The 21,777-nt window shown below is 49.2% G+C and carries 19 protein-coding genes; 11 read left to right on the top strand and 8 right to left on the bottom strand.

The genetic code is table 11. From position 1 onward, the window contains the following. Positions 1-2: 2 nt before the first annotated feature. Genes ASC40_RS03530 through ASC40_RS03520 form a run of 3 tightly spaced genes read left to right on the top strand, consistent with a single transcriptional unit; the run spans position 3 to position 3,454 of the window. A complete protein-coding gene (locus ASC40_RS03530; protein ID WP_055438370.1) occupies positions 3-1,019 on the top strand; it encodes an FAD:protein FMN transferase in 1,017 nt (338 codons plus the stop codon). Positions 1,020-1,033: 14 nt separating this feature from the next. Next, entirely contained in the window at positions 1,034-1,279 is a 246-nt protein-coding gene (gene nqrM / locus ASC40_RS03525) for a (Na+)-NQR maturation NqrM (protein ID WP_055438369.1), read from the top strand. Positions 1,280-1,321: 42 nt separating this feature from the next. Continuing rightward, the gene (locus tag ASC40_RS03520) at positions 1,322-3,454 is read left to right on the top strand and encodes an aminotransferase class V-fold PLP-dependent enzyme (RefSeq protein WP_055438368.1); all 2,133 of its coding nucleotides are present in this window, start codon (positions 1,322-1,324) and stop codon (positions 3,452-3,454) included. Here ASC40_RS03520 and ASC40_RS03515 read toward each other — a convergent pair. From ASC40_RS03515 to ASC40_RS03500, 4 genes are all read right to left on the bottom strand, one after another. Further along, positions 3,437-4,441: a WD40/YVTN/BNR-like repeat-containing protein gene (locus tag ASC40_RS03515; protein ID WP_055438367.1), complete on the bottom strand. Its 1,005-nt coding sequence runs from the start codon at positions 4,439-4,441 to the stop codon at positions 3,437-3,439. The genes ASC40_RS03520 and ASC40_RS03515 overlap by 18 nt on opposite strands. A gap of 62 nt (positions 4,442-4,503) precedes the next feature. Continuing rightward, positions 4,504-6,732: a heavy metal translocating P-type ATPase gene (locus tag ASC40_RS03510; protein ID WP_055438366.1), complete on the bottom strand. Its 2,229-nt coding sequence runs from the start codon at positions 6,730-6,732 to the stop codon at positions 4,504-4,506. A 10-nt stretch (positions 6,733-6,742) separates the two neighbouring features. Continuing rightward, positions 6,743-7,030, bottom strand: a complete 288-nt coding sequence (locus ASC40_RS03505) for a metal-sensitive transcriptional regulator (protein ID WP_211256851.1) — start codon at positions 7,028-7,030, stop codon at positions 6,743-6,745. A gap of 184 nt (positions 7,031-7,214) precedes the next feature. Continuing rightward, the gene (locus tag ASC40_RS03500) at positions 7,215-7,973 is read right to left on the bottom strand and encodes a YciK family oxidoreductase (protein WP_245622167.1); all 759 of its coding nucleotides are present in this window, start codon (positions 7,971-7,973) and stop codon (positions 7,215-7,217) included. 249 nt (positions 7,974-8,222) lie between these two features. On the opposite strand from ASC40_RS03500, the gene ASC40_RS03495 reads away from it, so the two are divergent. From ASC40_RS03495 to ASC40_RS03480, 4 genes are all read left to right on the top strand, one after another. Continuing rightward, positions 8,223-10,688 (top strand): VolA/Pla-1 family phospholipase, encoded by a 2,466-nt coding sequence (locus tag ASC40_RS03495; RefSeq protein WP_055438364.1) that lies wholly within the window; start codon positions 8,223-8,225, stop codon positions 10,686-10,688. 94 nt (positions 10,689-10,782) lie between these two features. Beyond that, positions 10,783-11,787, top strand: a complete 1,005-nt coding sequence (sohB, locus tag ASC40_RS03490; RefSeq protein ID WP_055438363.1) for a protease SohB — start codon at positions 10,783-10,785, stop codon at positions 11,785-11,787. Between the two features lie 37 nt (positions 11,788-11,824). Continuing rightward, positions 11,825-12,400: a DNA endonuclease SmrA gene (smrA, locus tag ASC40_RS03485; RefSeq protein ID WP_055438362.1), complete on the top strand. Its 576-nt coding sequence runs from the start codon at positions 11,825-11,827 to the stop codon at positions 12,398-12,400. A gap of 157 nt (positions 12,401-12,557) precedes the next feature. Next, on the top strand, positions 12,558-13,262 hold the full coding sequence (locus ASC40_RS03480; RefSeq protein ID WP_055438361.1) for a hypothetical protein: 705 nt from the start codon (positions 12,558-12,560) through the stop codon (positions 13,260-13,262). Between the two features lie 220 nt (positions 13,263-13,482). Here ASC40_RS03480 and ASC40_RS03475 read toward each other — a convergent pair whose 3' ends face one another. Next, the gene (locus ASC40_RS03475; RefSeq protein WP_055438360.1) at positions 13,483-14,763 is read right to left on the bottom strand and encodes a dicarboxylate/amino acid:cation symporter; all 1,281 of its coding nucleotides are present in this window, start codon (positions 14,761-14,763) and stop codon (positions 13,483-13,485) included. Positions 14,764-14,882: 119 nt separating this feature from the next. After that, positions 14,883-15,479: a Yip1 family protein gene (locus ASC40_RS03470; RefSeq protein ID WP_055438359.1), complete on the bottom strand. Its 597-nt coding sequence runs from the start codon at positions 15,477-15,479 to the stop codon at positions 14,883-14,885. Positions 15,480-15,650: 171 nt separating this feature from the next. Here ASC40_RS03470 and miaE point away from each other — a divergent pair, with 171 nt between their 5' ends. Continuing rightward, positions 15,651-16,436, top strand: coding sequence for a tRNA isopentenyl-2-thiomethyl-A-37 hydroxylase MiaE (gene miaE / locus ASC40_RS03465; RefSeq protein WP_055438358.1), 786 nt, complete (start codon positions 15,651-15,653; stop codon positions 16,434-16,436). Here the strand turns inward: miaE and lpxH are convergent. After that, positions 16,380-17,147 carry a UDP-2,3-diacylglucosamine diphosphatase gene (lpxH, locus tag ASC40_RS03460; protein WP_055438357.1) on the bottom strand — a complete coding sequence of 256 codons (768 nt, stop codon included), beginning with the start codon at positions 17,145-17,147 and terminating at the stop codon, positions 16,380-16,382. The genes miaE and lpxH overlap by 57 nt on opposite strands. 18 nt (positions 17,148-17,165) lie before the next feature. After that, positions 17,166-17,663 (bottom strand): peptidylprolyl isomerase, encoded by a 498-nt coding sequence (locus ASC40_RS03455; RefSeq protein ID WP_055438356.1) that lies wholly within the window; start codon positions 17,661-17,663, stop codon positions 17,166-17,168. Positions 17,664-17,823: 160 nt separating this feature from the next. Here ASC40_RS03455 and cysS point away from each other — a divergent pair, with 160 nt between their 5' ends. The 3 genes from cysS (at position 17,824) to ASC40_RS03440 (ending at position 21,776) form a co-directional block, all read left to right on the top strand. Beyond that, the gene (gene cysS, locus ASC40_RS03450) at positions 17,824-19,209 is read left to right on the top strand and encodes a cysteine--tRNA ligase (RefSeq protein WP_055438355.1); all 1,386 of its coding nucleotides are present in this window, start codon (positions 17,824-17,826) and stop codon (positions 19,207-19,209) included. Between the two features lie 143 nt (positions 19,210-19,352). Continuing rightward, the gene (locus tag ASC40_RS03445; protein ID WP_055438354.1) at positions 19,353-20,885 is read left to right on the top strand and encodes a M17 family metallopeptidase; all 1,533 of its coding nucleotides are present in this window, start codon (positions 19,353-19,355) and stop codon (positions 20,883-20,885) included. A gap of 36 nt (positions 20,886-20,921) precedes the next feature. Then, positions 20,922-21,776, top strand: a complete 855-nt coding sequence (locus ASC40_RS03440) for an MBL fold metallo-hydrolase (protein WP_055438353.1) — start codon at positions 20,922-20,924, stop codon at positions 21,774-21,776. Position 21,777 lies beyond the last annotated feature (1 nt).

Here is a 21,777-nt window from a genome sequence, read left to right as displayed (position 1 = left end):
AAATGATGACATCATCGTTTCTACGAATTTGGCTAGCCCTATTGGGGCTGGCCTTTTTCGTTTCATGTACTCCTGCACCGCAACAGTTGTCAGTTTCTGGCGAAACTATGGGTACCACCTACCATATTCGCTATGTGACGGCGAACCCTCGGCATGCTCCTGAAAAAGTCAAAGAGCGTGTAGATGCGGTGTTACAGCAGATCAATAGCCAAATGTCGACCTATGACCCGCAGTCAGAGTTGTCGCAATTTAACCAACGATACACAACCGAGCCGGTAGTGGTGTCGCGTGCGCTTGAAACCGTGGTGCGCCGAGCGCTGGAAATTGGGGCCGAAACCGATGGGCTGCTTGATGTCACCGTAGGCCCGTTAGTGAATTTGTGGGGGTTCGGGCCATTGGCACGGCCAGATAAAGTTCCTACTGAGACTGAGCTGGCTGAAGTACGTGATCAAATTGGTTACCAGCATTTATCGGTCGACAATCACCAATTACGCAAAGCAATTCCTGATCTATATGTTGATTTATCAACGATTGCCAAAGGCTATGGGGTTGATCGTGTTGCGGTGCTGCTTGAACAAATGGAAATTAAAAACTATTTGGTCGAGATTGGCGGTGAAATGCGTATGAAAGGGTCGAAACCTGGCTCTAAACCGTGGCGCATAGCTATTGAGCAACCGGTGTCACTTGACCGCTCTGTGCAACGGGTTATAGAACCTGGAAATAGTGCGGTTGCAACTTCGGGTGATTATCGCAATTACTTTGAAGAGAATGGCGTACGTTATTCGCATATTATTGATCCGCGTACTGGCTATCCAATTCAGCATAATTTAGTGTCGGTAACCGTTATCACTGACTCCTGCATGGATGCAGATGCCTATGCAACGGCGCTCACAGTTATGGGGCCAGAGCAGGCGTTGGCGTTCGCTGAACAAAAGGGCCTAGCGGTATTGCTAGTTACCCGTGAAAATGAAGCTTTTAAAGAGTACACTAGTACTGCATTTAAACGATTTGAGCAGTAGCTCAGGAGGTCCACATGGGCGTTTTTATCGCTGTATTCGTCATCATGTTGGTAGTTGTTCTTGCCATGTCTGTTGGCTTTTTAGCTCAGAAAAAGTCTATTTCAGGTAGTTGTGGTGGTATTTCTGCATTGGGAATGGAGAAAGCCTGTGACTGCAAAGACCCCTGCGATGATAAAAAAGCACGTATGGCTGAAGAAGCTCGCGCCGAAAAACGTGCAGCAAAAGAGAAGCAGTGGCAAGAAAATCGTATTGATTCTTAGTGGTTAAACCGTGCTTTTAAATAGTTTTTAGGAGTAGTTGTTATGGTAACGCCGGTGCAAATTCGGCCCAAGTCGGCCGAAATTTATCTTGATTGCAATGCGACCACGCCGGTGTTGCCACAAATCGCAAAGGCCGTTGAACACGTGATGGAACACGTGTTTGGCAACCCTTCAAGTAGCCATATTACTGGCTTACAAGCGCGCTATATTCTTGATAATACCCGCCGCCTAGGGCGTGAACTAATTGGCGCCGGTGCAGGGCGTTTTATTTTTACCAGTGGCGCTACCGAGGGCATTCAAACTGCCGTATTGTCAGCGTTAACGGCTGCGCGCAATGAAGCCAATACTGGCGGCAAGCGCTGGTTGTTGTATGGCGCCACCGAGCATAAAGCGGTACCTCAAGCGTTGGAGCATTGGAACCAATTATTGCAGCTTAATGCGCAGCTAAAAGCCATACCGGTAGATAAACAGGGCTTACTCGATTTAGATTTTATTGCCGAACATGCCGGCGCAGCACACATGATTTGTACCATGGCGGTAAACAATGAAACGGGCGTGAAACAAAACCTAGCCGAGCTTGAACGAGTGATTCGAAAGGCAAACGCGCAGGTGCCTTGGATGGTCGACTGCGTTCAAGCACTGGGTAAGCAAAAGCTAGAGCTTAGCGCGACCACCATTGATTACGCGCCGTTCAGCGGTCACAAGTTGTATGGGCCCAAAGGTATTGGTTTTTTATATGTGCGACACAATGCCCCTTTTACACCATTAATTATTGGTGGTGGGCAAGAGCAAGGCCAACGTTCCGGCACGGAAAATCTTCCGGGTATTGCCGCCCTGCATGCTTTGTTTGAGCTTTTGCTTGATAGTAGCCAGCAAGTATTTCATGGGCCGCAAACTCTTGTGGGGTATCGCGACAAATTATTGCAGGCACTACGCCAAGCGTTTCCCACATTGGAGCTCAACCATAGCTTAGACAACTCGGTGCCAACCACCTTAAACTTTAGCGTTCGTGGGGTTCCTTCGCGCGACATTATGGACGTGTTTGACGCCGCCAATATTCGTGTTAGCTCTGGTTCTGCTTGTAGTTCTGGGGTGAGTCGTAGCTTTGTATTAGATGCCATGGGCTTAGAGGAATGGAAGTCGAGTTCGGCCATTCGCCTGAGTTTTGGGCCCGCCACCACGCAAGCAACCATTGACTCTGCGTGCCAACGCATTCAGGAAGCAGCGCAAGCCTTGCGTCAATCGTGCCTACTGGTTGCCGACACCAACGAAGATATTGATAGCGACCTTGACGGTATTGTTCAGTTACGCTTTGGCCATCAATGCTGTTACTTGCTTATCGACAAACAAGCGCGCGAAATGGCAGTGATTGATCCTGTACCTGAACTAGCCGAACGCATTGAGCGTTTGGTGACCTGCCAGCACTATCGCGTGAAAGCTGTGTTAACAACAGAGCCACAAGCTTCAGGAAGTCCCGCCAGTATGCTTGCGCAATTATTGTGTGCCAGTGGCTGTAGCGCTGAGCGTGATGCCGTCGGCTGGCCAGTTGAAGCCACAGGGGGCTGTGACGCGCCAGTTGAATGCCAGCAGCCAGTGTTTGGCTGCTTGCGGGTTGGGCAACGCCGCCTATACCGCGTTGGCTCACGCACCCCTGTATATTTGTTAAGTTCACCATTAGTGTCAGCACAAGATACTGCGCACGTAGACTTTGCGTTTGTCGGTGAACAAACCAACGCCGAGCAGCTAAGTGAACTTGTGCATAGCAACACATTAATTTTACCGCGTTTTGATATTGATTTTCGCCTCGTGCAGCGGCTGTGTGAGTTAGAGCAAGACTGCGCTAAGTGTCAGTTGGTGGATATTCCATTAGAGCAGCAACAACAATGGCTTGCTGAACCTGAGACACTAGTGATTGATGTGCGTGAGCAGCAAGAACACCAAGTGCGCAAGTTGGCGGTGGACGCTGAAGTGATCAACGTGCCGCTAACACGCTTGGCGCAATTTGTTTATAGCCATCGTCAGCATTATCAAAACCGGCCTATTGTGTGTGTTTGTCGCTCTGGGCATCGCAGTGCAGTTGCGGCGCAAGTATTGGCGCGTCATGGGTTTTGCCAGGTCAGTCATTTACTCGGCGGAACAGCATTGCTTATAGAGTCGTCACTGGTTAAGAGTTAGGTTGTCGAGCGTGAAACGGGCTACAAAGCCATTTTTACCGACTAAATAACAATAACTTGACGAACACACACTGTTCCATACATTGGCATTGGTGAGTGGGTGCCATTTGCTATTCACAGCATCAAAATAGGCGGCGCCGTTCGGATTGCTTACCAGCATATCGCCGGCACGGTCGGCGCGCTCAATCACGGTTAGGCTATATAAAGCACCCTTAAGTTCAGGCTCTGGCAATAGCGAAAACTCGCCACTCTGATAGCGCATTAAACGTGGTGCGGTGTCCGTATTATTCAAATCACCACCGGCTAAAATTACATCATCTTCAGCCAGCGGCCAGACACTGGCAATACCTGCACCCGGGCCTGCGGGCATGGGCGTATCAATTGCTTTAAAACGAATACCCCGACTGCGCTTCACTAGTAATCGCGCGGTATCGGCGTTGGCCGTGCCTATGGCCCAAGTATCGTGATTAAAACGCACGCATCCGCCGCTAGCAGCTAACCCGCCTTCGTCTGGCAGTGGTTGGCTGTCCACTGTGTTGCGCGCCGTCATCCAATTACGACCATCGGCACTGCGCACCATGTCCCAATGGTTTTCCAGTGAATCACCGTATACCCATGCTTCGTTTCGGCTTGACACGTCAATACAATTCAAAAACTGGTTACTACCGGCTCGAAATCTCAGCGTCCATGACGTACCGCCGTTGGCGGTGTAATAAATGCGTGAATTACCATTGTCTCCAATGCTAAGGGCATAGGCGTGATTGGCGTCTAACGCTTCAATATCACGAAACTGCAGTTGATCGTTGGCCGGTTTAACGTATTGCCAGGTAGCACCGGCGTCCGTACTTCGAGCGATAGTGCCGGTGGTACTGCCTAGCCAAATTACATTGGCGCTTGGTGCGCTCGCGCCCACCCAATGTTCTTCAGCCTGGGTAGGCAGGGTGGTTAATTCTATAGCGGCTGTTGCGATGACTGCGGTCAGAAACATCTGGCGTAACCTTTTGCTTAATCGTGTCTGTTATCGTCGCGCGTTCAGCCGCTAAACACAAGTTAATCGCGGTGGTTTAAAGACAACCGTTGTAAACGCAGGGCGTTAAGTACCACCGAAACTGAACTTAAGGCCATGGCGCCACCGGCTAGCCACGGTGCCAATAAACCGGCTGCAGCGACAGGAATACCTAAGGTGTTATACGCAAACGCCCAAAAAAGGTTTTGTCGAATATTACGCACCGTTTTTTTACTCACAAACAACGCATCGTGAATGCTATTTAAGTCAGCTCGCATAAGCGCAATGTCGGCAGTTTCTAAAGCTACGTCGGTGCCGGTGCCCATGGCAATGCCTACTTCGGCAGTTGCCAAAGCCGGAGCATCATTAATGCCGTCGCCAACCATTGCTACGCGCTCGCCTTGTTGCTGCAGCTCTTTGACTTTGTCTGCTTTATGCTCGGGCAACACTTCGGCAAATACATACTCAATGCCTACTTGCTTGGCAATGGCAGTGGCCGTACGTTGGTTGTCACCGGTCAGCATCACTACTTTAAGGCCGCGTTGCTGTAATTTAGATATTGCAGCATTAGCGTTGTCGCGCACGGTATCCGCCACCGCGATAATACCAACAGCCTGATTATCCCAGCTAATTAACATCGCGGTTTTGCCTTGCTGCTCTAGCTCGTCCTTGCGCTTGCTCCAGGCGTCGCTTTCAATGTCATGCTCGCGCATTAAGCGAATATTACCAATGCGTAATATATGTGACTGCTCACTTAGTGTAACTTTTGCAGAAACACCGCGGCCCTCGTGCGCATTAAAATCGTTGATTTGCTCAAGTGCCTCAACCTCAATGCCTTGCACCACAGCCTGAGCTAAGGGGTGCTCAGATTGTTGCTCGGTAGCTTTTACAGCTTGCTTTAATTGCGCTTCAGTGACGCCATTCACACCCTTAAGGTCAATTTCCAAGTCGGTGAGTTTGGGTTTGCCCTCGGTAATGGTACCGGTTTTATCAAGCACAACCGTGGTAATGGTGTGGGCAATTTCAAGCACGTCGCTTTGTTTAAACAACACGCCCATTTGGGCGGCGCGGCCCGAACCCGCCATAATTGAGGTGGGTGTAGCTAACCCAAGCGCACATGGACAGGCAATAACCAGCACGGCCACAAAGGCTTCAAGAGCTTTGCCGTAATTACCGGCGTCTAGCCAAAATGCCCAAACCAAAAACGTGACAACAGCAATCAGCAGCACCACTGGAACAAAAATTGCTGAAACACGGTCGGCCAAACGCTGGATGGGAGCTTTAGAGTTTTGGGCTTGCTCAACCACTTTAACAATTTGTGCCAATGCTGAATCACGGCCAAGCTTACGTACTTTAGCTTTTAAAAAGCCATTTTTGTTTAATGTAGCGCCCGTAAGATCATCGCCTTCGTGTTTATCAACTGGCACACTTTCGCCAGTGAGCATAGACTCATCAACCGCGCTAGAGCCCGATACCACAGTACTGTCGGCAGGAATTTGTTGACCAGGTTTAATGTGAATTATGTCGCCAACCTGAAGTTTTGCGACGTCTACTGTTTCGGTTTCACCGTTTTGGCGCTCGCGCACAGCTTGTTTGGGTTGCAAGTTAAGTAACTGCTTAATAGCAGCAGAAGAGCGCCCTTTGGCACGAGCTTCAAACCATTTACCGAGTAAAATTAAGGTGATTAATACGGCACTGGTCTCGAAATAAAGACCTTGGTGTGCGGCATGATCACCGAGGCTTGCAGCCAAATATACGCTGTAAAAATATGCCGCCGAAGTACCTAAGGCAACCAACACATCCATATTGGCAGCACCGCCACGCAACGCGGTATAGCTACCTCGGTAAAATTGCCAGCCGATAATAAATTGTACTGGGGTTGCTAACGCCATTTGTACCCACGGGTTCATTAACCATGCGGGCACATAAATGTTTTCGGTCCAGCTAAAATGCCCCACCATGGTATACAGCAGAGGCAAGGACAAAATAGCAGCAGCGAGGAATTTGTAAAATTGAATTTGTTGCGCGCGTTCGCGACTGTCGTCTTCAGGTTGCTGATGGTCAATCACACTAGCGTCATAGCCTGCATCTTTAACCGCTTTGACGAGTTGTTCTGAATTCAGTTTGTCGCCTTCAACGGCGGCCACCTCGTTGGCAAAGTTGACGTTAACTGTGGTCACGCCCTGCACGCCACCTAAAGCTTTTTCGATACTTTTGGCACAGCCCGCGCAGCTCATGCCACTTAGCTGTAATTGAATTGTTTGCTTAGCCATAACGAACTCCTTAGCGCTTTAGTAAACGCTCAATAGTGGTGTCGAGCTCGGTTAATACGGCGTCGTCACCGGCTAGTAACCGTTGCTTAACACAGGTTTGCATGTGCTGGCTGAGTAATTTCTTCGCTACGCCGTTAAGTGCCGACTGCACCGACGCAATCTGTGTTAGTACATCATCGCAATAAGTGTCGCTTTCGATCAGCCGCTGTAATCCACGCACTTGCCCTTCAATGCGAGCGAGCCGCTGTTTTAAGTTTGACTTTAACGCATCTGAATGCGGGGTGACGGTGTGTTTCATACTTAGCTCCGATGATAAACTCAGCATAAGTATAGGGGGTATGGGTATTAAGTGCAAGGGCGATATCAGCCGGCAGCTATTAGATATTAGATGAAGGTGTGCGACATGAGATACTATTGCTGACGTATCAAATGGTTAACGTTTCCTAATATCTAATATCCAATAGCTAATATCGCAGTTGAATTTATTGCGCGTCCACAGACTGGCTGTTGATGCCTATGCTGTCGTCCGACATGAAATACACATAGGTTGGCATCAAATCTGCTGGTGTTTTCAACTTGTTGGCGTCTTCCGCCGGATACGCTTTTGAACGCATAGTGGTGCGGGTGGCGCCGGGGTTAATCACATTTACGCGTACGTCAGTGCCGTCGTATTCGTCAGCCATAACTTGCGCTAGGCCTTCGGTAGCAAATTTACTAACAGCGTATGGCCCCCAAAATGCACGACCTTGGCGGCCAACGCCTGATGATGTAAATACAACGCTTGCTTGTGGTGCCTTTTTAAGGGCTGGCATTAATGCTTGAGTCATCATGAATTGCGCCGTGACATTCACTTTCATGATGTCGTTCCAGGAGTCGTGGTCGATGTGCTCAAACGGCGATAATACGCCAAGTAAGCTTGCGTTTTGCAATAATCCGTCAAGCTTTCCGAACTGTTCAATAATAGTGGCGGTCATGGCTTGGTAATGTGATTTAGTAGCGCCTTTCATGTCAAGTGGCACAATGGCTGGTTCAGGGCCGCCGGCGGCAACAATTTCGTCATACACGGCTTCAAGTTTTTTGACAGTGCGACCTAGTAAAATTACGGTGGCTCCGCATGCCGCAAAGGTTTTTGCCGCTTCGCGGCCAATGCCATCGCCGGCACCGGTGACTAAAATCGTTTTATCAGCCAATGTGGTGGCGCCAAATTCGTATTTTTTCGGGTCATTATGCATTGCGGTCATTTTTTGCGTACACTCTAGGGTAGTTGTCTTGATGAATAGGCTAAGTGTACTGGTTTTTGCTACTATTCTCAGCAGTCGCAGATAAATTAATGAGAAATACTTTCAAGTTACGCTCAGACAGTGTATAAAATTTTGTTAATTGAAACGTCTTGTCGTACCAGTTTAAAAAAGCGATGATAGGCAAAACGAATAACAGCATCCTGCAGGTGCTCAATACATAACAACACGAACAAGGATTGGGGAAGCCTCATGAAAAAACTCTTGCTTGTAACTGCCATCGGTAGTGCACTCAGCCTCGTCGGCTGTGGTAGCGGCGATGATGCGCCAGAGTCGGTAAAAACCGAATATCAAGTAGCCGCAACACGGGTGGTATTTGACCCTTCAAACGGTCAAGTTCCAGCACCAACTAACATTTTATTAAGTGGTTCTGTTGATGGCACGTTAAACATTCCTGTGGCTGACCCTACAGACGGCGGCAATCCACAGGTAGCCATTAATGGTCTTGACGGATGGGGCACGCACTCAACGTTAACCTTTAACTTCTCGTTGCCAGTAGACGCAAATGGCGAACAAGTGACTGTTTCTGCCGCTTCATTGGAAGCGCCAGGCTCAATTCGCGTGTTTGAAACCATTATGGGTGGCAACGTTGCTGCGGGTCCTCAGTGTGAAGCTGCACCAAGCCCAGCGGTAACTTGTGCGGTCGCGAATGAATTAACTTTCGGCGTAGACTTTATTGTCAAAGCAACCGGCCCAAGCGGGGTTGCTGTTGTTCCGTTGAAGCCATTCAAGCCGGCAACAGGTTACTTGGTAGCCTTAACCGACAACATTGAAGACTCACTCGGCCGCAGCGTCAAGCCGTCACAAACTTATGGTTTAATGAAGCGCCCGGTGTCGACTGATCCAGTATCAGCTGACCCAGCTGCGCAGTCTTTGCAAGGCCTGATTAACAGTCATGAAGCTGCCTTGGCGACGTTTGGTGTTGATGCTGAAGGCGTTATTTACGCTTCAAGCTTTACCACGCAGTCAACTGGCGATGCGTTGCACATGGTTAAAACCACCATGGCAGCTAAGTTCTCTGCGATGGCACAAATGGGTATGACCCCTTCACCTTCGTTGGGCGCCATGCCTATGGGTTACACTGCGGCGCAGGCGTTAGTGCAAGCAGGTGCGTTGCCAAATGATCCAATGAACCCAGCTTACGCAGTGGCAAATACTGCCGACGTGTGGGGCGGTCAAGTGACATTACCTTACTACTCGCCGTTACCAACACAAGAAAACCCAACTGCGCCGTTAGAAGGCCGTTGGATGGCTAAGTGTGACAGTGGTGTGTCGGTATTAGGTGCAATTCAAGCGGGCGCTATTGACCCAATGAATACGCCGTCAATTGACCCGTCATGGTTATCTGGTGGTGCAGCAACTTTTGTTCCTGCATGGGTACAAGCTTGTGCGCAAGCCAGTACACCTGAAGCGGTTGCGGCAATGGATTTCCCTGGTGTTGACGAAGAACGTCATGTGACACGTTATAATCCAATTCCTGCTGTGCAAGGCGAGCAAACTGTAAACGCCGTAATCACTGTGCCTAACTTAGCTACAGTAAACGCAGTACGTGCCAGCATGGGTATGGACCCAATTGTGGCTCCAGCCAACGGTTGGCCGGTAACTATTTTCCAGCACGGTATTACCGCATATAAAGAAACTTCTTTAGCCTTAGCGGGTATGATGGCGTTGAACGGTGTTGCCACCGTATCAATTGACCACCCACTGCATGGCGAGCGTGGTTTTGGTGGTATCAATGCAACCGCTGGCCAAGGCCCAGCAACGGCGTACATGAACCTAGGTAGCTTGTTGACCACGCGCGACAACTTGCGTCAGTCAATTACTGACTTGTTAGGTTTACGTTTAAGCTTGAACGCAACGAACGTGCCAATTGATGCCTCACGTGTGTACTTCACTGGTCATTCGTTGGGTGCTATTTCTGGTACTACGTTAAGTGCAATTGCGAACGCACCAACCCCAACGTTACCGCCGGAAGGCAACGCGTTGTTCAAGGTGAGTGGTAGCTCGTTAATGGCTCCAGGCGGCAGTATTGCTAACTTCTTACTCGAGTCGGGTAGTTTTGGTCCGGTTATTAAGAGCCAACTGCTGTATGCTCAAAGCCCTGACTTTGCAGCTGCAGCAAACGCTGCCGCAGAAGCGGCCGGTGTTGCGCCAACAGATGCGGCGTTCCAAGGCTTGCTGATTAATGTTTACAATCAGTTCTGGGCAAGCTTAAGCACAGCCGAGCAAGCAGCAATTAACAGTGTATTTGAGCAGTTCGCATTTGCAGCGCAAACCGTTGTAGATTCAGCTGACCCAATCAACTACGCAACGACTGCGGCAGCAACGACGCCAATTCACTTAGTTGAAGTGGTTGGTAACGGCGGCGATAACTTGCCTGACCAAGTTATTCCGAATACGGTTGCTAACAAACCTCTTGCCGGTACTGAGCCGTTAATTTCAGCGCTTGGTTTGGAAGGTATCAGCAGCACTTATGCATCAGCCGACGGCACACCTGTTTCTGGCGCAGTTCGCTTCACCGCAGGTAGCCATAGTTCATTGGTTGACCCGTCTGCATCACCTGCGGCAACGCAAGAAATGCAAACACAAGCTGCGTTCTGGTTTAGCAGCGGAACAACGGTTATTCCAGTGCAAAATCCAACGGTCGTTAAACAGTAATTATTTAACGCGAAGTTCGACTAAAAAGGCCGCTTGTCGGCCTTTTTTTATGGCATGCTGAGCTGATTAAAGGTAAATGTACGGAGATAAGCATATGTGGGAAGTAGGCCAAGATTTATTGGTGTTTGTGCTCAAGGCAGCAATTATTGTGTTTGCGGTCATGCTGATCGTTGGCGTGGTGGCACAGGCAGCACAGCGGCAAAAAAGTCGGAAGGGTGAGCTGGTGGTTGATCGGTTGTCTGATGATCTGCGCGACGGTGTACACCGTTTAAAGCTTGATTTGCTTGATAAGAAACATCGAAAGAAAGCACAGAAAGAACTCAAGAAAAAACAAAAAACTGAGAAGAAAGCAGAGGCGCGTAAACGGCTATTTGTAATTGATTTCAAAGGTAGCATGGACGCTCACGAAGTTGACTCATTGCGCCGTGAAGTGAATGCCGTTGTCGCGGTTGCAGAGCCTGGTGAACAGGTACTGGTGCGCTTAGAAAGCCCTGGTGGCGTCGTGCATGGCTACGGCCTGGGTGCCTCGCAACTGAAACGACTTCGGGATGCGCAGCTTGAGCTGATTGTCAGCGTAGATAAAGTTGCGGCAAGTGGGGGCTACATGATGGCCGCGGTGGCAAATCATATTCAGGCGGCGCCTTTTGCGATAATTGGTTCCATTGGGGTACTGGCGCAAATACCTAACTTTCATCGTTGGCTGAAAAAGCATGATGTCGACTTTGAGCAGGTTACAGCTGGGGAGTACAAACGCACGTTAACTATGTTTGGCGAAAACACCGAAGAAGGGCGGCGCAAATTTAAACAGGATATGGAAAATATTCACGAACAATTTAAAGCGCATATTAAACAATTTCGCCCTGATCTTGATTTAGATAAAGTTGCTACCGGCGAATATTGGACCGCGCAAGAGGCATTGCAATATGGCTTGGTGGACTCGTTAACCACCAGCGATGCGTGGTTACTGGAGCGCCGTGACAGCCATGACATGTTCTTGGTGCGCTATGTGGTGAAAAAGAATATTGGCGAGCGTGTTGGCCGCAATGTGAGCGCAGCGTTGGCAACGGTGAAGAACTTTTTGGGGCGAACTGAATCTTAATAAACAGATAGGTTTTTTAGAGTATTTGGAGTGGGCCATGAGCGATGAATTTGAGTTGTTTCGCCGCGAAATGACGGGGGTGACGCCGTTGGCTGGGAACGATGTAGCCGACATTCGTACAGCTTTCACCCCAACCCTGGCGCAACAAGAACGCCGTAAAGCTGCTGAACAGCAATTAGAAGAGGATATTAATTTTCTCTCGACGGAGTATGTTGAGTTGGTGGAGCCGTTGGATACCCTAAGCTTTGCTCGTGACGGTGTACAGCATGGCGTATTTAAACGTTTACGCTTAGGGCATTACCCGCTTGAAGCCAGTTTAAATTTGCACCATCACAGTTTGCGCCAAGCGCGCACGGCGTTATTTGATTTTATTCAAGACTGCCATAAATCGGGGGTTCGTTCGGGGCTTATTATTCATGGTCAGGGTAAGCATTCAAAGCCGCACCCTGCGTTAATTAAAAGCTATGTGAATAAATGGCTTCGCGAACTAGCACCGGTTATGGCGTTTCACAGCGCCCAACGCCACCACGGCGGCAGCGGGGCTTTGTACGTGATGCTACGCAAAAACCCCGAACAAAAACAACTCAACCGCGAACGCCACCAAAAACGGTAGCCCGGCGTTTTACGCCGGGACGAGCGCAGCGAGGTTATACCGGCCGACCACGGTAACGTTCAACGTTTTACGCCGGGACGAGCGCAGCGAGGTTATACCCGCCGACTAAGGTAACGTTCAACGTTTTATGCTGGGACAAGCGCAACGAGGTTATTTCATGATAAAGCAGTTAGAAAAAAGCTTAACCATTGCAGTCATTAGCAGCCTGCTGCTACTGCAACCCGTACCGTTAAGCGCGCAAGAACAAACCCACTCAGAGCGTTTGGGGCAAATACTGCAACAACGTGCGGATAGTCATTTGGCCGCTGACTTTAACTATCACCGACTTGAGATCATTACCTTATTGGGTGAATTGCGCGCCGAAGATGTGCGCTTAAGCACCCGCGTCACAGAACTTGATCAAGGGCTGAATCAGGTGCTACGAGCTGACTCGATTGTTGTGAAGGGCGACTGGCTGAGCGCCGCCAAGAATAATTTAGTGGTTGACGAAGTGATCGCCAAAGACGCGCAGCTCACAGTGGCGTACTACGGTAAGGGCCAATCGAACTTACATGCGTTGTATGACGCTGCAGTGGCGAAGAAGTCATTTCAACGCGCATCAAGCCCGTTAATTTGGCAAGTGAAGAAGTCGCGTTTAGAAAACGTCGTATTGAATTTATTTGATCAAGGCGAACCAATTTTAAGTGTGCGCCTTGCTAGCCTTGAACTGCCAGAAATGCATGCTGACGACACAGCTAATGATTATATTTCGCGGGTATTGTGGCCAGTGCTTGAACAGGTGATTCGCCAAGCTATGTTCGGCAATTCCGATGCCGTTGTCGACATCGGACGCCTCACACAGTTTATAAAACGAGAGCTGTAGCCCGGCGTTTTACGCCGGGTGGCGCGAAGCGCCGTGATTGCCGAACGCGAAGCGCCGTTATTGCCGAACGCGAAGCGCCGTGATTGCCGAACGCGAAGCGCCGTGATTGCCGAACGCGAAGCGCCGTGATTGCCGAACGCGAAGCGCCGTGATTGCCTCACATCGCCATTGAATTGAAGATTAACCGTGGCGGTGCCACGTCCCGGCGTGAAACGCCGGGCTACAAATTACGCTCTTTCAAGTCAGCCTTGGCGTCGTTGAAGACATCTTCGTCGAGGCCGCCTTCGCTTTTCGCGACGATAACTGAAACCATAGCATCACCAGTTACGTTGACAGCTGTGCGTGTCATGTCGAGCAAGCGGTCAACACCAATAATTAAGCCAATGCCCTCAACCGGCAGGCCAACTTGGCCCAACACCATAGCTAACATAATCATGCCAACGCCAGGCACCCCTGCGGTACCCACTGATGCCAAGGTTGCGGTTAATACCACCATCAAGTAGTCAGCAATGGTTAGGTCAACCAAATACACCTGCGCTATAAATACCGTAGCTACGCCCTGCATAATGGCCGTGCCGTCCATATTAATGGTAGCGCCAAGCGGAACAGTGAACGAGCCAACGCTGTTGCTAACACCTAACCGTTTGGTAACGGTTTCGAGGGTAACCGGCATGGTGGCATTTGAGCTTGCAGTACTAAAGCCAAAAATTTGAACCTCGCGCATTTTCCGCAAGAAAATTCGCGGGTTCATGCCCGATAAACCTTTGAGAAGAATAGGGTAGGTTACCAACGCATGCACAATGAGTACAAACAGTACCAATAAGAAATATTTGCCTAAACTGAATATGGTCTCGAACGAGGTTTCTGCAAATAGCTTTGCCATGAGTGCAAACACCCCATAAGGGGCAATATTCATGAGAATAATAACTAGCTTCATGATCACTTCATTGAAGTCATCAAAAATGGTTTTAATGCGCTCACCAGGCTTGCCGACAAGCGCCATGGCAATACCAAACAACAGCGCAAACACAATAATTTGCAGCATATTGCCATTAGCAAAGGCATTGAACGGATTGGTTGGGAACAAGTCAATAATCACTTGTGCTAGTGAAGGTGCCTGTGTGGGCTCGTAAGTTGCATCGGTAGCAAGCTCAATGCCTGTGCCCGGTTGCACCAATACACCCATACCGATGGCAAAGGTGATGGCAATGGCTGTTGTAACCAGATACAAACTGACTGCTTTTCCACCTAAACGCCCAAGTTTACTTGGATCGCTGAGTGAGCAAGTACCCACCACCAACGACACAAACACCAATGGCACCACTAACATTTGTAATGACGAGATAAAAATCTGGCCAACAACAAAGAACAACCCTTTAGTTAGATAGCCTTCAACAATAGTGCTTTCAGGAAACAAGGCTTTCAGTAACATGCCAACAATAATGCCGGCGACCATACCAATGACGATGCGGCTCGTTAAGCTGAGCTTCTTATCAGACATAAATATTCCTTTGCGATTTTTATGGCCACAAGCCTACCAGAATTCAAAAAAAAACAGTAGCCGAAATAAAAAAGCCGGTGCATTTAAGGCACCGGCTTTTGACCTTTCCAAAGTAGGTGTTACATATATTCAGGGCCGAAACCGTTAGTCCAAATGATGGCTGAAGTGACCATTAGAATAACCATCAGAATAAGTCCCGCCGTGACGACTGAAGACGAGTACAAAAAGCCACGTTCTTCAGGAATGTGCATTAAAATAGGTACGCCTGAATAAAGTAGGTAAACCGAATAAGCGAGACCCGCTAAAAATGCCATCGTCACAAACCATAATTCTGGGTACAATGCCGCGACACCTGACATAATCGCAGGGGTTGCGGTGTAAGCGGCTAACTCAAGCGACTGCGTGAAGGTAGGCGTGGCGCCGAAGGTTTTCGCCATCCAGTGAATTAAATACGCCAACGCAAATGTTGCGCCAATAATGCCTGCATACATGGCAACCGCCATGGTCATTGCGCTTTGTTGGGTTAAGAAGGTTGCTTCACGCGCGCCAATACTCCAACCTAAGTGGGCCGAAGCGTAATAAGCCGCCGCGCAAGGTAATAATGCAATAATGAGAATATGACTTAGCGCAAAGGTCATACTTTCATGTCGTTGGTCAATGGACTTCCATTCATCAACCGGGTGAGCATATAGGCCCCAAATGTGATTTAAAATCATGACATACCTCAACTTCTGTTGTTGTTCTGGTGTTTTGTTTATTGTCATTGACGCTTTTTTATGCGTCTTAACATCAATAATGGTCGGATTTTCAACAGAGTCAAGGTATTTTGTGTCAAATAACCCTGTTTTTAATACGTGATCTATTTAAAGAGTCGACTGAGTCAAAGTATGGAGCAATTGTTACAGCCTATTCGCCAATTTTTACGCTGCGAAACACCACACCAATGGATAGATGAGGCGATAAAGCCGGAAAATCTACACCTGCTACTGATTGACCATTTGGTATGCGAACTCAAAGCCGCGCAATCAGCCATGTTACTGATTCGTCGTTATGCGGTAGACGAAGCCAGTGGCGATGCGCTGCTCGCTTGGCTCAAACCCTACGAAGATTTTACCTACCGTAAAGAGGGCGACTGGCGTGCCTTGGCCGATCACGCACGTTTAACCAAAGCGATGTTGCCCAAGCGTGATGCCCCATACAGTTCCGAGCTGATTGATAAAATGGTGCTGTTGATCAAAGAAGAACTGCATCATTTTTACCAGGTGCTGGAAATCATGCACGAGCTCGATATTCCTTACGATAATATTAGTTCGAGCCGTTATGCACGTGGCATGTTACGTCATGTGCGAACCCATGAGCCGGCTACCTTAGTAGATAAACTTATTTGCGGGGCATACATTGAAGCGCGCTCGTGCGAGCGTTTTGCGGCTTTAGCGCCATATGTTGATGAACGGCTAGCCAAATTTTATATCAGTTTGCTGCGCTCAGAAGCGCGCCACTTTGAAGACTACCTAACGCTTGCGCAGCAGTTTGGCGGTGCGGTTAACAACAGTGAAATAAATGAGCGGGTAAAATTCTTTGGTGAAGTTGAAGCGCAATTGATTAGCTCGCCAGACTCAGAGTTTCGCTTCCACAGTGGTTGTCCCGTTCGAGCTGTCGCTAGCGAAAGTTAACGCACGTTTGTTTGCGGTTACTTTCAAGTAACTGCTTTGGCTGTACCAATCGCCAAGTACAATGCGCTCGGCCAGTTCGCCATTGGGTAAGCGATGTTGGTGCACTGCTGGGCGATGTGTATGCCCATGAATAAGATATTGCACGTCATGGCTGACAAAGGCCTCACGCACCGCATGCTCGTTGACATCCATAATGCGCAGCTGTTGCTCGGTCAGCGGTTTTTGCGTTTTGCTTGATGCCCGCAGCTTGTTAGCAATGCCCATGCGCCACGACAACGGCAACGCCAACAGGAGTTTTTGCAGCGGTCGCCAACGAATCACTTTGCGGAAGCGTTGATAGCTTTTGTCATCAGTACACAGGGTATCGCCATGCAGCAACAGTGTTTGCTTGCCGTACAAATCAACCACACTGGGTTCAGGCAATAAGCGTACCCCGGTTAACTGACTAAACTGCTGGCCAATTAAGAAATCACGGTTGCCGGCCATAAAATAAACCGGCACACCGCTAGCGGTGAGTGTGTGCAGCGCTTGTTGCATCTGCTGCACAAACGCACTGGCGTCATCGTCGCCAATCCAGGCGTCAAACAAATCGCCCAGAATATACAGCGCATCGGCGCTGGCGGCCTGTTCCTGCAAAAAGCGCTCAAACAGCGCGGTAATATCTGGCCGCGCTGGGCTTAAATGCAAGTCTGAGATGAACCAAGTAGCCATAGTCGGCGTTACTCAGGTTTACTCAACAATGCTGGCGCTTTTAATCACCACATCGTCTACTGGAACGTCTTGATGGAAACCAGCGTGCGAGGTGCGAACAGCTTCAATGGCGCGAACCACGTCCATACCTTCAACCACTTCACCAAATACACAATAGCCCCAGCCGCCCATACTTTCGTTTTTGAAGTTTAGAAAGTCATTGTCAGCTACGTTAATAAAGAACTGTGCTGTGGCTGAGTGTGGATCTTGGGTACGGGCCATAGCGATAGTACCGACGGTGTTTTTCAAACCGTTGTTGGCTTCGTTATCAACCGGAGAGTGTGTTGGTTTTTGCACCATTTCCGTGTTAAAGCCACCACCTTGAACCATGAAGCCACGAATAACACGATGAAATAACGTGTTGTCGTAAAAACCTTCACGCACATACGTTAAAAAGTTTTCTACGGTTTTAGGGGCTTTATCAGCGAATAACTCAAGAGTAATGTCGCCATGATTAGTATGTAGGGTAACCTGCATCGATTTTGCTCCACGTTTTACAGATAGTTTTATCAGATATTATTTGTCGCGTAGTTTAGCATTGTTTGTGGCGAGGCGGCACCTTGCGTTATCATGTTCATCTTATTTTTACTGCCACTTTATTCGTAGTCGCCATGCAGTTAGACAGGAGCACCCGTGCATGTTGAAAGTTTTTAATACGTTAACCCGCCAAAAAGAAGCGTTTAAGCCAATTACGCCAGGTGAAGTAAAATTATACGTGTGTGGGGTAACGATTTATGACTACTGTCACATTGGGCATGCTCGCACCTACGTAGCCTTCGATGTTGTGGTGCGTTATTTACGAGAGCGCGGTTATAACGTCAAATATGTGCGAAATATTACCGACGTTGATGACAAAATCATTCGCCGCGCAGCGGAAAATAATGAAGCCATTGCCGATGTGACCGAGCGTTTCACCCAAGCCATGCACGACGACTTTGACGCATTGAATTTGCTGCGCCCAGACGTGGAGCCAACAGTTACTGGGCATATGGGCGATATTATTGCCATGATTGAAACACTTATTGCCAACGGCAACGCCTACATCGCCAAAGACGGTGATGTGCTGTTTGATGTCAGTACGTTTGATAATTATGGCAAGCTAAGCCGCCAAAACTTAGAACAACTGCAAGCTGGCGCTCGTGTAGAAGTCACTGATAACAAGCAAGACCCACTCGATTTTGTGTTGTGGAAACAAGCTAAAGTCGGTGAGCCAAGTTGGCCGTCACCGTGGGGCGATGGGCGCCCAGGCTGGCACATTGAGTGTTCAGCCATGAACAAGCGCCACTTAGGCGAAAACTTTGACATACACGGCGGCGGTTCAGATTTGATTTTCCCGCACCACGAAAACGAAGTCGCACAAAGCTGCTGCGCCAACCACAATGACTATGTGAATTACTGGATGCACAGCGGCATGGTGCAAGTAGACGAAGTGAAAATGTCCAAGTCATTGGGTAATTTCTTCACTATTCGTGACGTGTTGGCGCAGTACGACGCGGAAACCGTGCGATATTTCTTGTTGTCGAGCCACTATCGCTCGCAATTGAACTATTCTAAAGAAAACTTAGACCAAGCACGTGCCGGTTTAGAACGTTTGTATACCGCGCTGCGTGATGCCCCAACTGGTGCGCGCAATATCGCCCAAACCGAAAGCTTCGTGACGCGCTTCAATGCGGCCATGGATGACGACTTTAACGTACCCGAAGCCATGTCGGTATTATTTGAGTTAGCGCGCGAAGTCAATCGTGCCCTTGCTGCTGAACCCGAAAAAGCCGCTGCATTTGCCGCTGAGTTAAAGCATTTAGGTAGCGTGCTTGGCTTTTTGCAGCAAGCCCCCGAGCTGTATTTACAAGGTGGCACCGGCGACGACGAAGAGGTGGCAAAAATTGAAGCATTGATCACTGAGCGTAACGATGCGCGTGCCACTAAAGACTGGGCTCGGGCAGACGCCGCCCGCGATGCGTTAAAAGCAATGAATATTGAATTAGAAGACAGTGCAACCGGCACCAAGTGGCGCCGCATTTAAGTCGCAGCTTTGCTGCGACAGCTATTAGATAGGAGCTATTAGATATTAGCGAAAACAAAACAGCGTCTGCTAAGGCGGTGTTAGCTTGCATCTACTATCAAATATCTAATGGCAGATATCGTTTTTGAATTTAAGAGGTACTTATGGCTTTTCCAACAGTAAGCGTATTTGACAGCTATGCCGCTACCGCGAGTGGCGATTTCGACGCCGTGATTTTATTAGGCGACTTTGAGCGTGAAATTCCGGACGATTTTAGTGACTATGTGGCACAAGCGCAGCAAATGGATGCGCGCGTGGGTAAACAAGCATTATTAGTGCCAGCCGACGTTGCCGGTGGGCGTTTGATTGTGGCGCCAACTGGGCCGCTAGCGCCAGATTATAACGATGTGCGCTGTGTAGCTGAAGCTGCCGGCGCAGCAGCGCGTATTGCGCAACAAGCGGGCGTAACCAAACCGCTACTGATTGTTTTTGGTGTGCCACACGAGGCGCGCTATGGTCAGGCCGAAGCCGTTGCTTACTGGGGTGTTTGCCAGGCGTTGTATGAGCCGCTCGAAGCGCGTGAGCATCATGGCGAAGAACAACTCGAAACCGTCACTGAAATTGGCATTGTCGGTGCACTTGACGAACAATGGCTGCAAGCCGTAGAAGCAGGCAAGCGTGTCGCACGTGATCTAGCAGGTACAGAGCCTGAGCGTATGGCACCGCCGCGTTTTGCTGAGTATTGCCAACAAGCGTTTGCGCATACGCCAGTACGGGTAACGGTTATTGACGATGTGCAACAATTACAGCACGAATACCCATTATTAATGGCAGTGGCGCGGGCGTCGTTAGGTGTTGAGCGCCATCACCCGTGTGTGGTGCGTTTGGAATACAAAGCACCTGCCGCTGAACAAACCTTAATGTTTGCTGGCAAAGGTATTGTGTATGACACCGGCGGCGCCGACGTGAAAACCGGTGGCCACATGGCGGGTATGAGCCGTGACAAGGGTGGTGCTGCGGGCGTTGCTGGCTTTGTGAAAACGGTTGCAGAAATGCGCCCTGAAACGGTCAGTGTTGTGGCTGAGCTGGGCGTGGTGCGCAACAGTATTGGCGCTGATGCGTTTGTTGCTGACGAAATTATTACTGGCCACAGCGGTGTGCGCGTGCGCATTGGTAACACCGATGCCGAAGGTCGTTTAGTGTTAGCTGATTTGCTCTCACATTTGCGTGCAGAAGCGCATGACTACCCGAATCCGCAATTATTCAGTGTAGCCACGCTTACGGGCCATGCGGCCTTGGCTAAAGGGCCTTACACGGCGCTGATCCCGAATGGGCCAGCACGCGTAAAAGAATTGTCCGAAAAATTGTGGGAAGCCGGCGAAGTTTACGGCGACCCAACTGAAATTTCTTGGTCGCGTCGAGAAGACTATCATTTTGTTCGTGCGCGTACCAAAGCAGACGATACGCTATCAAGTAACAATGGGCCGTCGGCAACAACTGCGCGTGGGCATCAGTTCCCAGCCGCGTTTTTAGCGATTGCTTCTGGCTTAGATAAACATGGCAACGACAGTCAACAGCCACTACCTTATGTGCATGTCGATATTGCCGGTAGCGGTGTTGAAGGTGGTGATTGGCAGCATGGTAAACCAACCGCGGCACCAGTGACTTGTTTTGCGGGTTGTTACCTTCATCAATAACGTGCATCAATAAGGTTCACCAGTAGGAGATACTCAATGCGTGGTTTGAAATTTGGTTTAATCAGTTTACTTTTCTGTTTCGGCATGGCCAGTGCTCATGCGCAAGCCAACATGGATGACGTGGAAATTAAAGCCACGCAACTAAGTGATCGTGTGTACATGCTTACCGGCATGGGCGGCAATATTGGCGTGTATGTCGGTGAAGATGGCGTCGTGATGGTCGATGCGCAGTACAAAGGGCTTGCTGATAAAATTATGGCAGCTATAGCTGAGCTTTCTGATCAACCTATCAAAAGCCTGATCAATACCCATTTTCATGGTGACCATACTGACGGTAATGCGCCGTTTGCGCGTAAAGGCGTACGTGTGATTGCCCATGAAAATGTGAAAACGCGTTTAGCCGCAAATGAGAAGTTTGATCAAGACGGCTTGCCGACGGTGACATTTGATAACCGTTTGGAAGTGGCAAGTGGTGCTGCAAGTTTGAAGCTGCAGCATTACCCTGCGGGCCATACCGACGGCGACGTAGTGGTTTGGTTTCCAAACGCCAACGTCATTCATGCCGGTGACTTATTCTTTGTCGACCGTTTTCCGTTTATTGATTTGAACGCAGGTGGTAACGTGCAAGGCTATATTGATAATGTGCGTGCCGTTATTGATAGCATTGATGGTGAGACTCAGATCATCCCTGGCCACGGCACGCTTTCAAAGCGTTCAGATTGGCTACGGTTAGTACACATGATTGAAGCCACACGCGAAGAAGTTATGACCATGAAGGAGCAGGGCCTAACTGAAGACCAAGCGGTAGAGCAAGGCTTAAGTGCTCAGTGGAAAGACTGGTCATGGAGCTTTATCAACGAAGAGCGTTGGATTCGCACTTTGTACAAATAAG

The organism is Pseudidiomarina woesei, from assembly GCF_001418345.1.
Taxonomy (GTDB): Bacteria; Pseudomonadota; Gammaproteobacteria; order Enterobacterales; family Alteromonadaceae; genus Pseudidiomarina; species Pseudidiomarina woesei.
The sequence above is the reverse complement of the archived record's forward strand: the minus strand, read 5'-3'. Positions and strand labels throughout refer to the sequence as shown.

Excerpts from the sequence above, each read along its gene's own strand:
- ASC40_RS03530 (WP_055438370.1), top strand. The coding sequence starts at position 3 with ATGATGACATCATCGTTTCTACGAATTTGGCTAGCCCTATTGGGGCTG.
- nqrM (WP_055438369.1), top strand. The coding sequence starts at position 1,034 with ATGGGCGTTTTTATCGCTGTATTCGTCATCATGTTGGTAGTTGTTCTT.
- ASC40_RS03520 (WP_055438368.1), top strand. The coding sequence starts at position 1,322 with ATGGTAACGCCGGTGCAAATTCGGCCCAAGTCGGCCGAAATTTATCTT.
- ASC40_RS03515 (WP_055438367.1), bottom strand. The coding sequence starts at position 4,441 with ATGTTTCTGACCGCAGTCATCGCAACAGCCGCTATAGAATTAACCACC.
- ASC40_RS03510 (WP_055438366.1), bottom strand. The coding sequence starts at position 6,732 with ATGGCTAAGCAAACAATTCAATTACAGCTAAGTGGCATGAGCTGCGCG.
- ASC40_RS03505 (WP_211256851.1), bottom strand. The coding sequence starts at position 7,030 with ATGAAACACACCGTCACCCCGCATTCAGATGCGTTAAAGTCAAACTTA.
- ASC40_RS03500 (WP_245622167.1), bottom strand. The coding sequence starts at position 7,973 with ATGACCGCAATGCATAATGACCCGAAAAAATACGAATTTGGCGCCACC.
- ASC40_RS03495 (WP_055438364.1), top strand. The coding sequence starts at position 8,223 with ATGAAAAAACTCTTGCTTGTAACTGCCATCGGTAGTGCACTCAGCCTC.
- sohB (WP_055438363.1), top strand. The coding sequence starts at position 10,783 with ATGTGGGAAGTAGGCCAAGATTTATTGGTGTTTGTGCTCAAGGCAGCA.
- smrA (WP_055438362.1), top strand. The coding sequence starts at position 11,825 with ATGAGCGATGAATTTGAGTTGTTTCGCCGCGAAATGACGGGGGTGACG.
- ASC40_RS03480 (WP_055438361.1), top strand. The coding sequence starts at position 12,558 with ATGATAAAGCAGTTAGAAAAAAGCTTAACCATTGCAGTCATTAGCAGC.
- ASC40_RS03475 (WP_055438360.1), bottom strand. The coding sequence starts at position 14,763 with ATGTCTGATAAGAAGCTCAGCTTAACGAGCCGCATCGTCATTGGTATG.
- ASC40_RS03470 (WP_055438359.1), bottom strand. The coding sequence starts at position 15,479 with ATGATTTTAAATCACATTTGGGGCCTATATGCTCACCCGGTTGATGAA.
- miaE (WP_055438358.1), top strand. The coding sequence starts at position 15,651 with ATGGAGCAATTGTTACAGCCTATTCGCCAATTTTTACGCTGCGAAACA.
- lpxH (WP_055438357.1), bottom strand. The coding sequence starts at position 17,147 with ATGGCTACTTGGTTCATCTCAGACTTGCATTTAAGCCCAGCGCGGCCA.
- ASC40_RS03455 (WP_055438356.1), bottom strand. The coding sequence starts at position 17,663 with ATGCAGGTTACCCTACATACTAATCATGGCGACATTACTCTTGAGTTA.
- cysS (WP_055438355.1), top strand. The coding sequence starts at position 17,824 with ATGTTGAAAGTTTTTAATACGTTAACCCGCCAAAAAGAAGCGTTTAAG.
- ASC40_RS03445 (WP_055438354.1), top strand. The coding sequence starts at position 19,353 with ATGGCTTTTCCAACAGTAAGCGTATTTGACAGCTATGCCGCTACCGCG.
- ASC40_RS03440 (WP_055438353.1), top strand. The coding sequence starts at position 20,922 with ATGCGTGGTTTGAAATTTGGTTTAATCAGTTTACTTTTCTGTTTCGGC.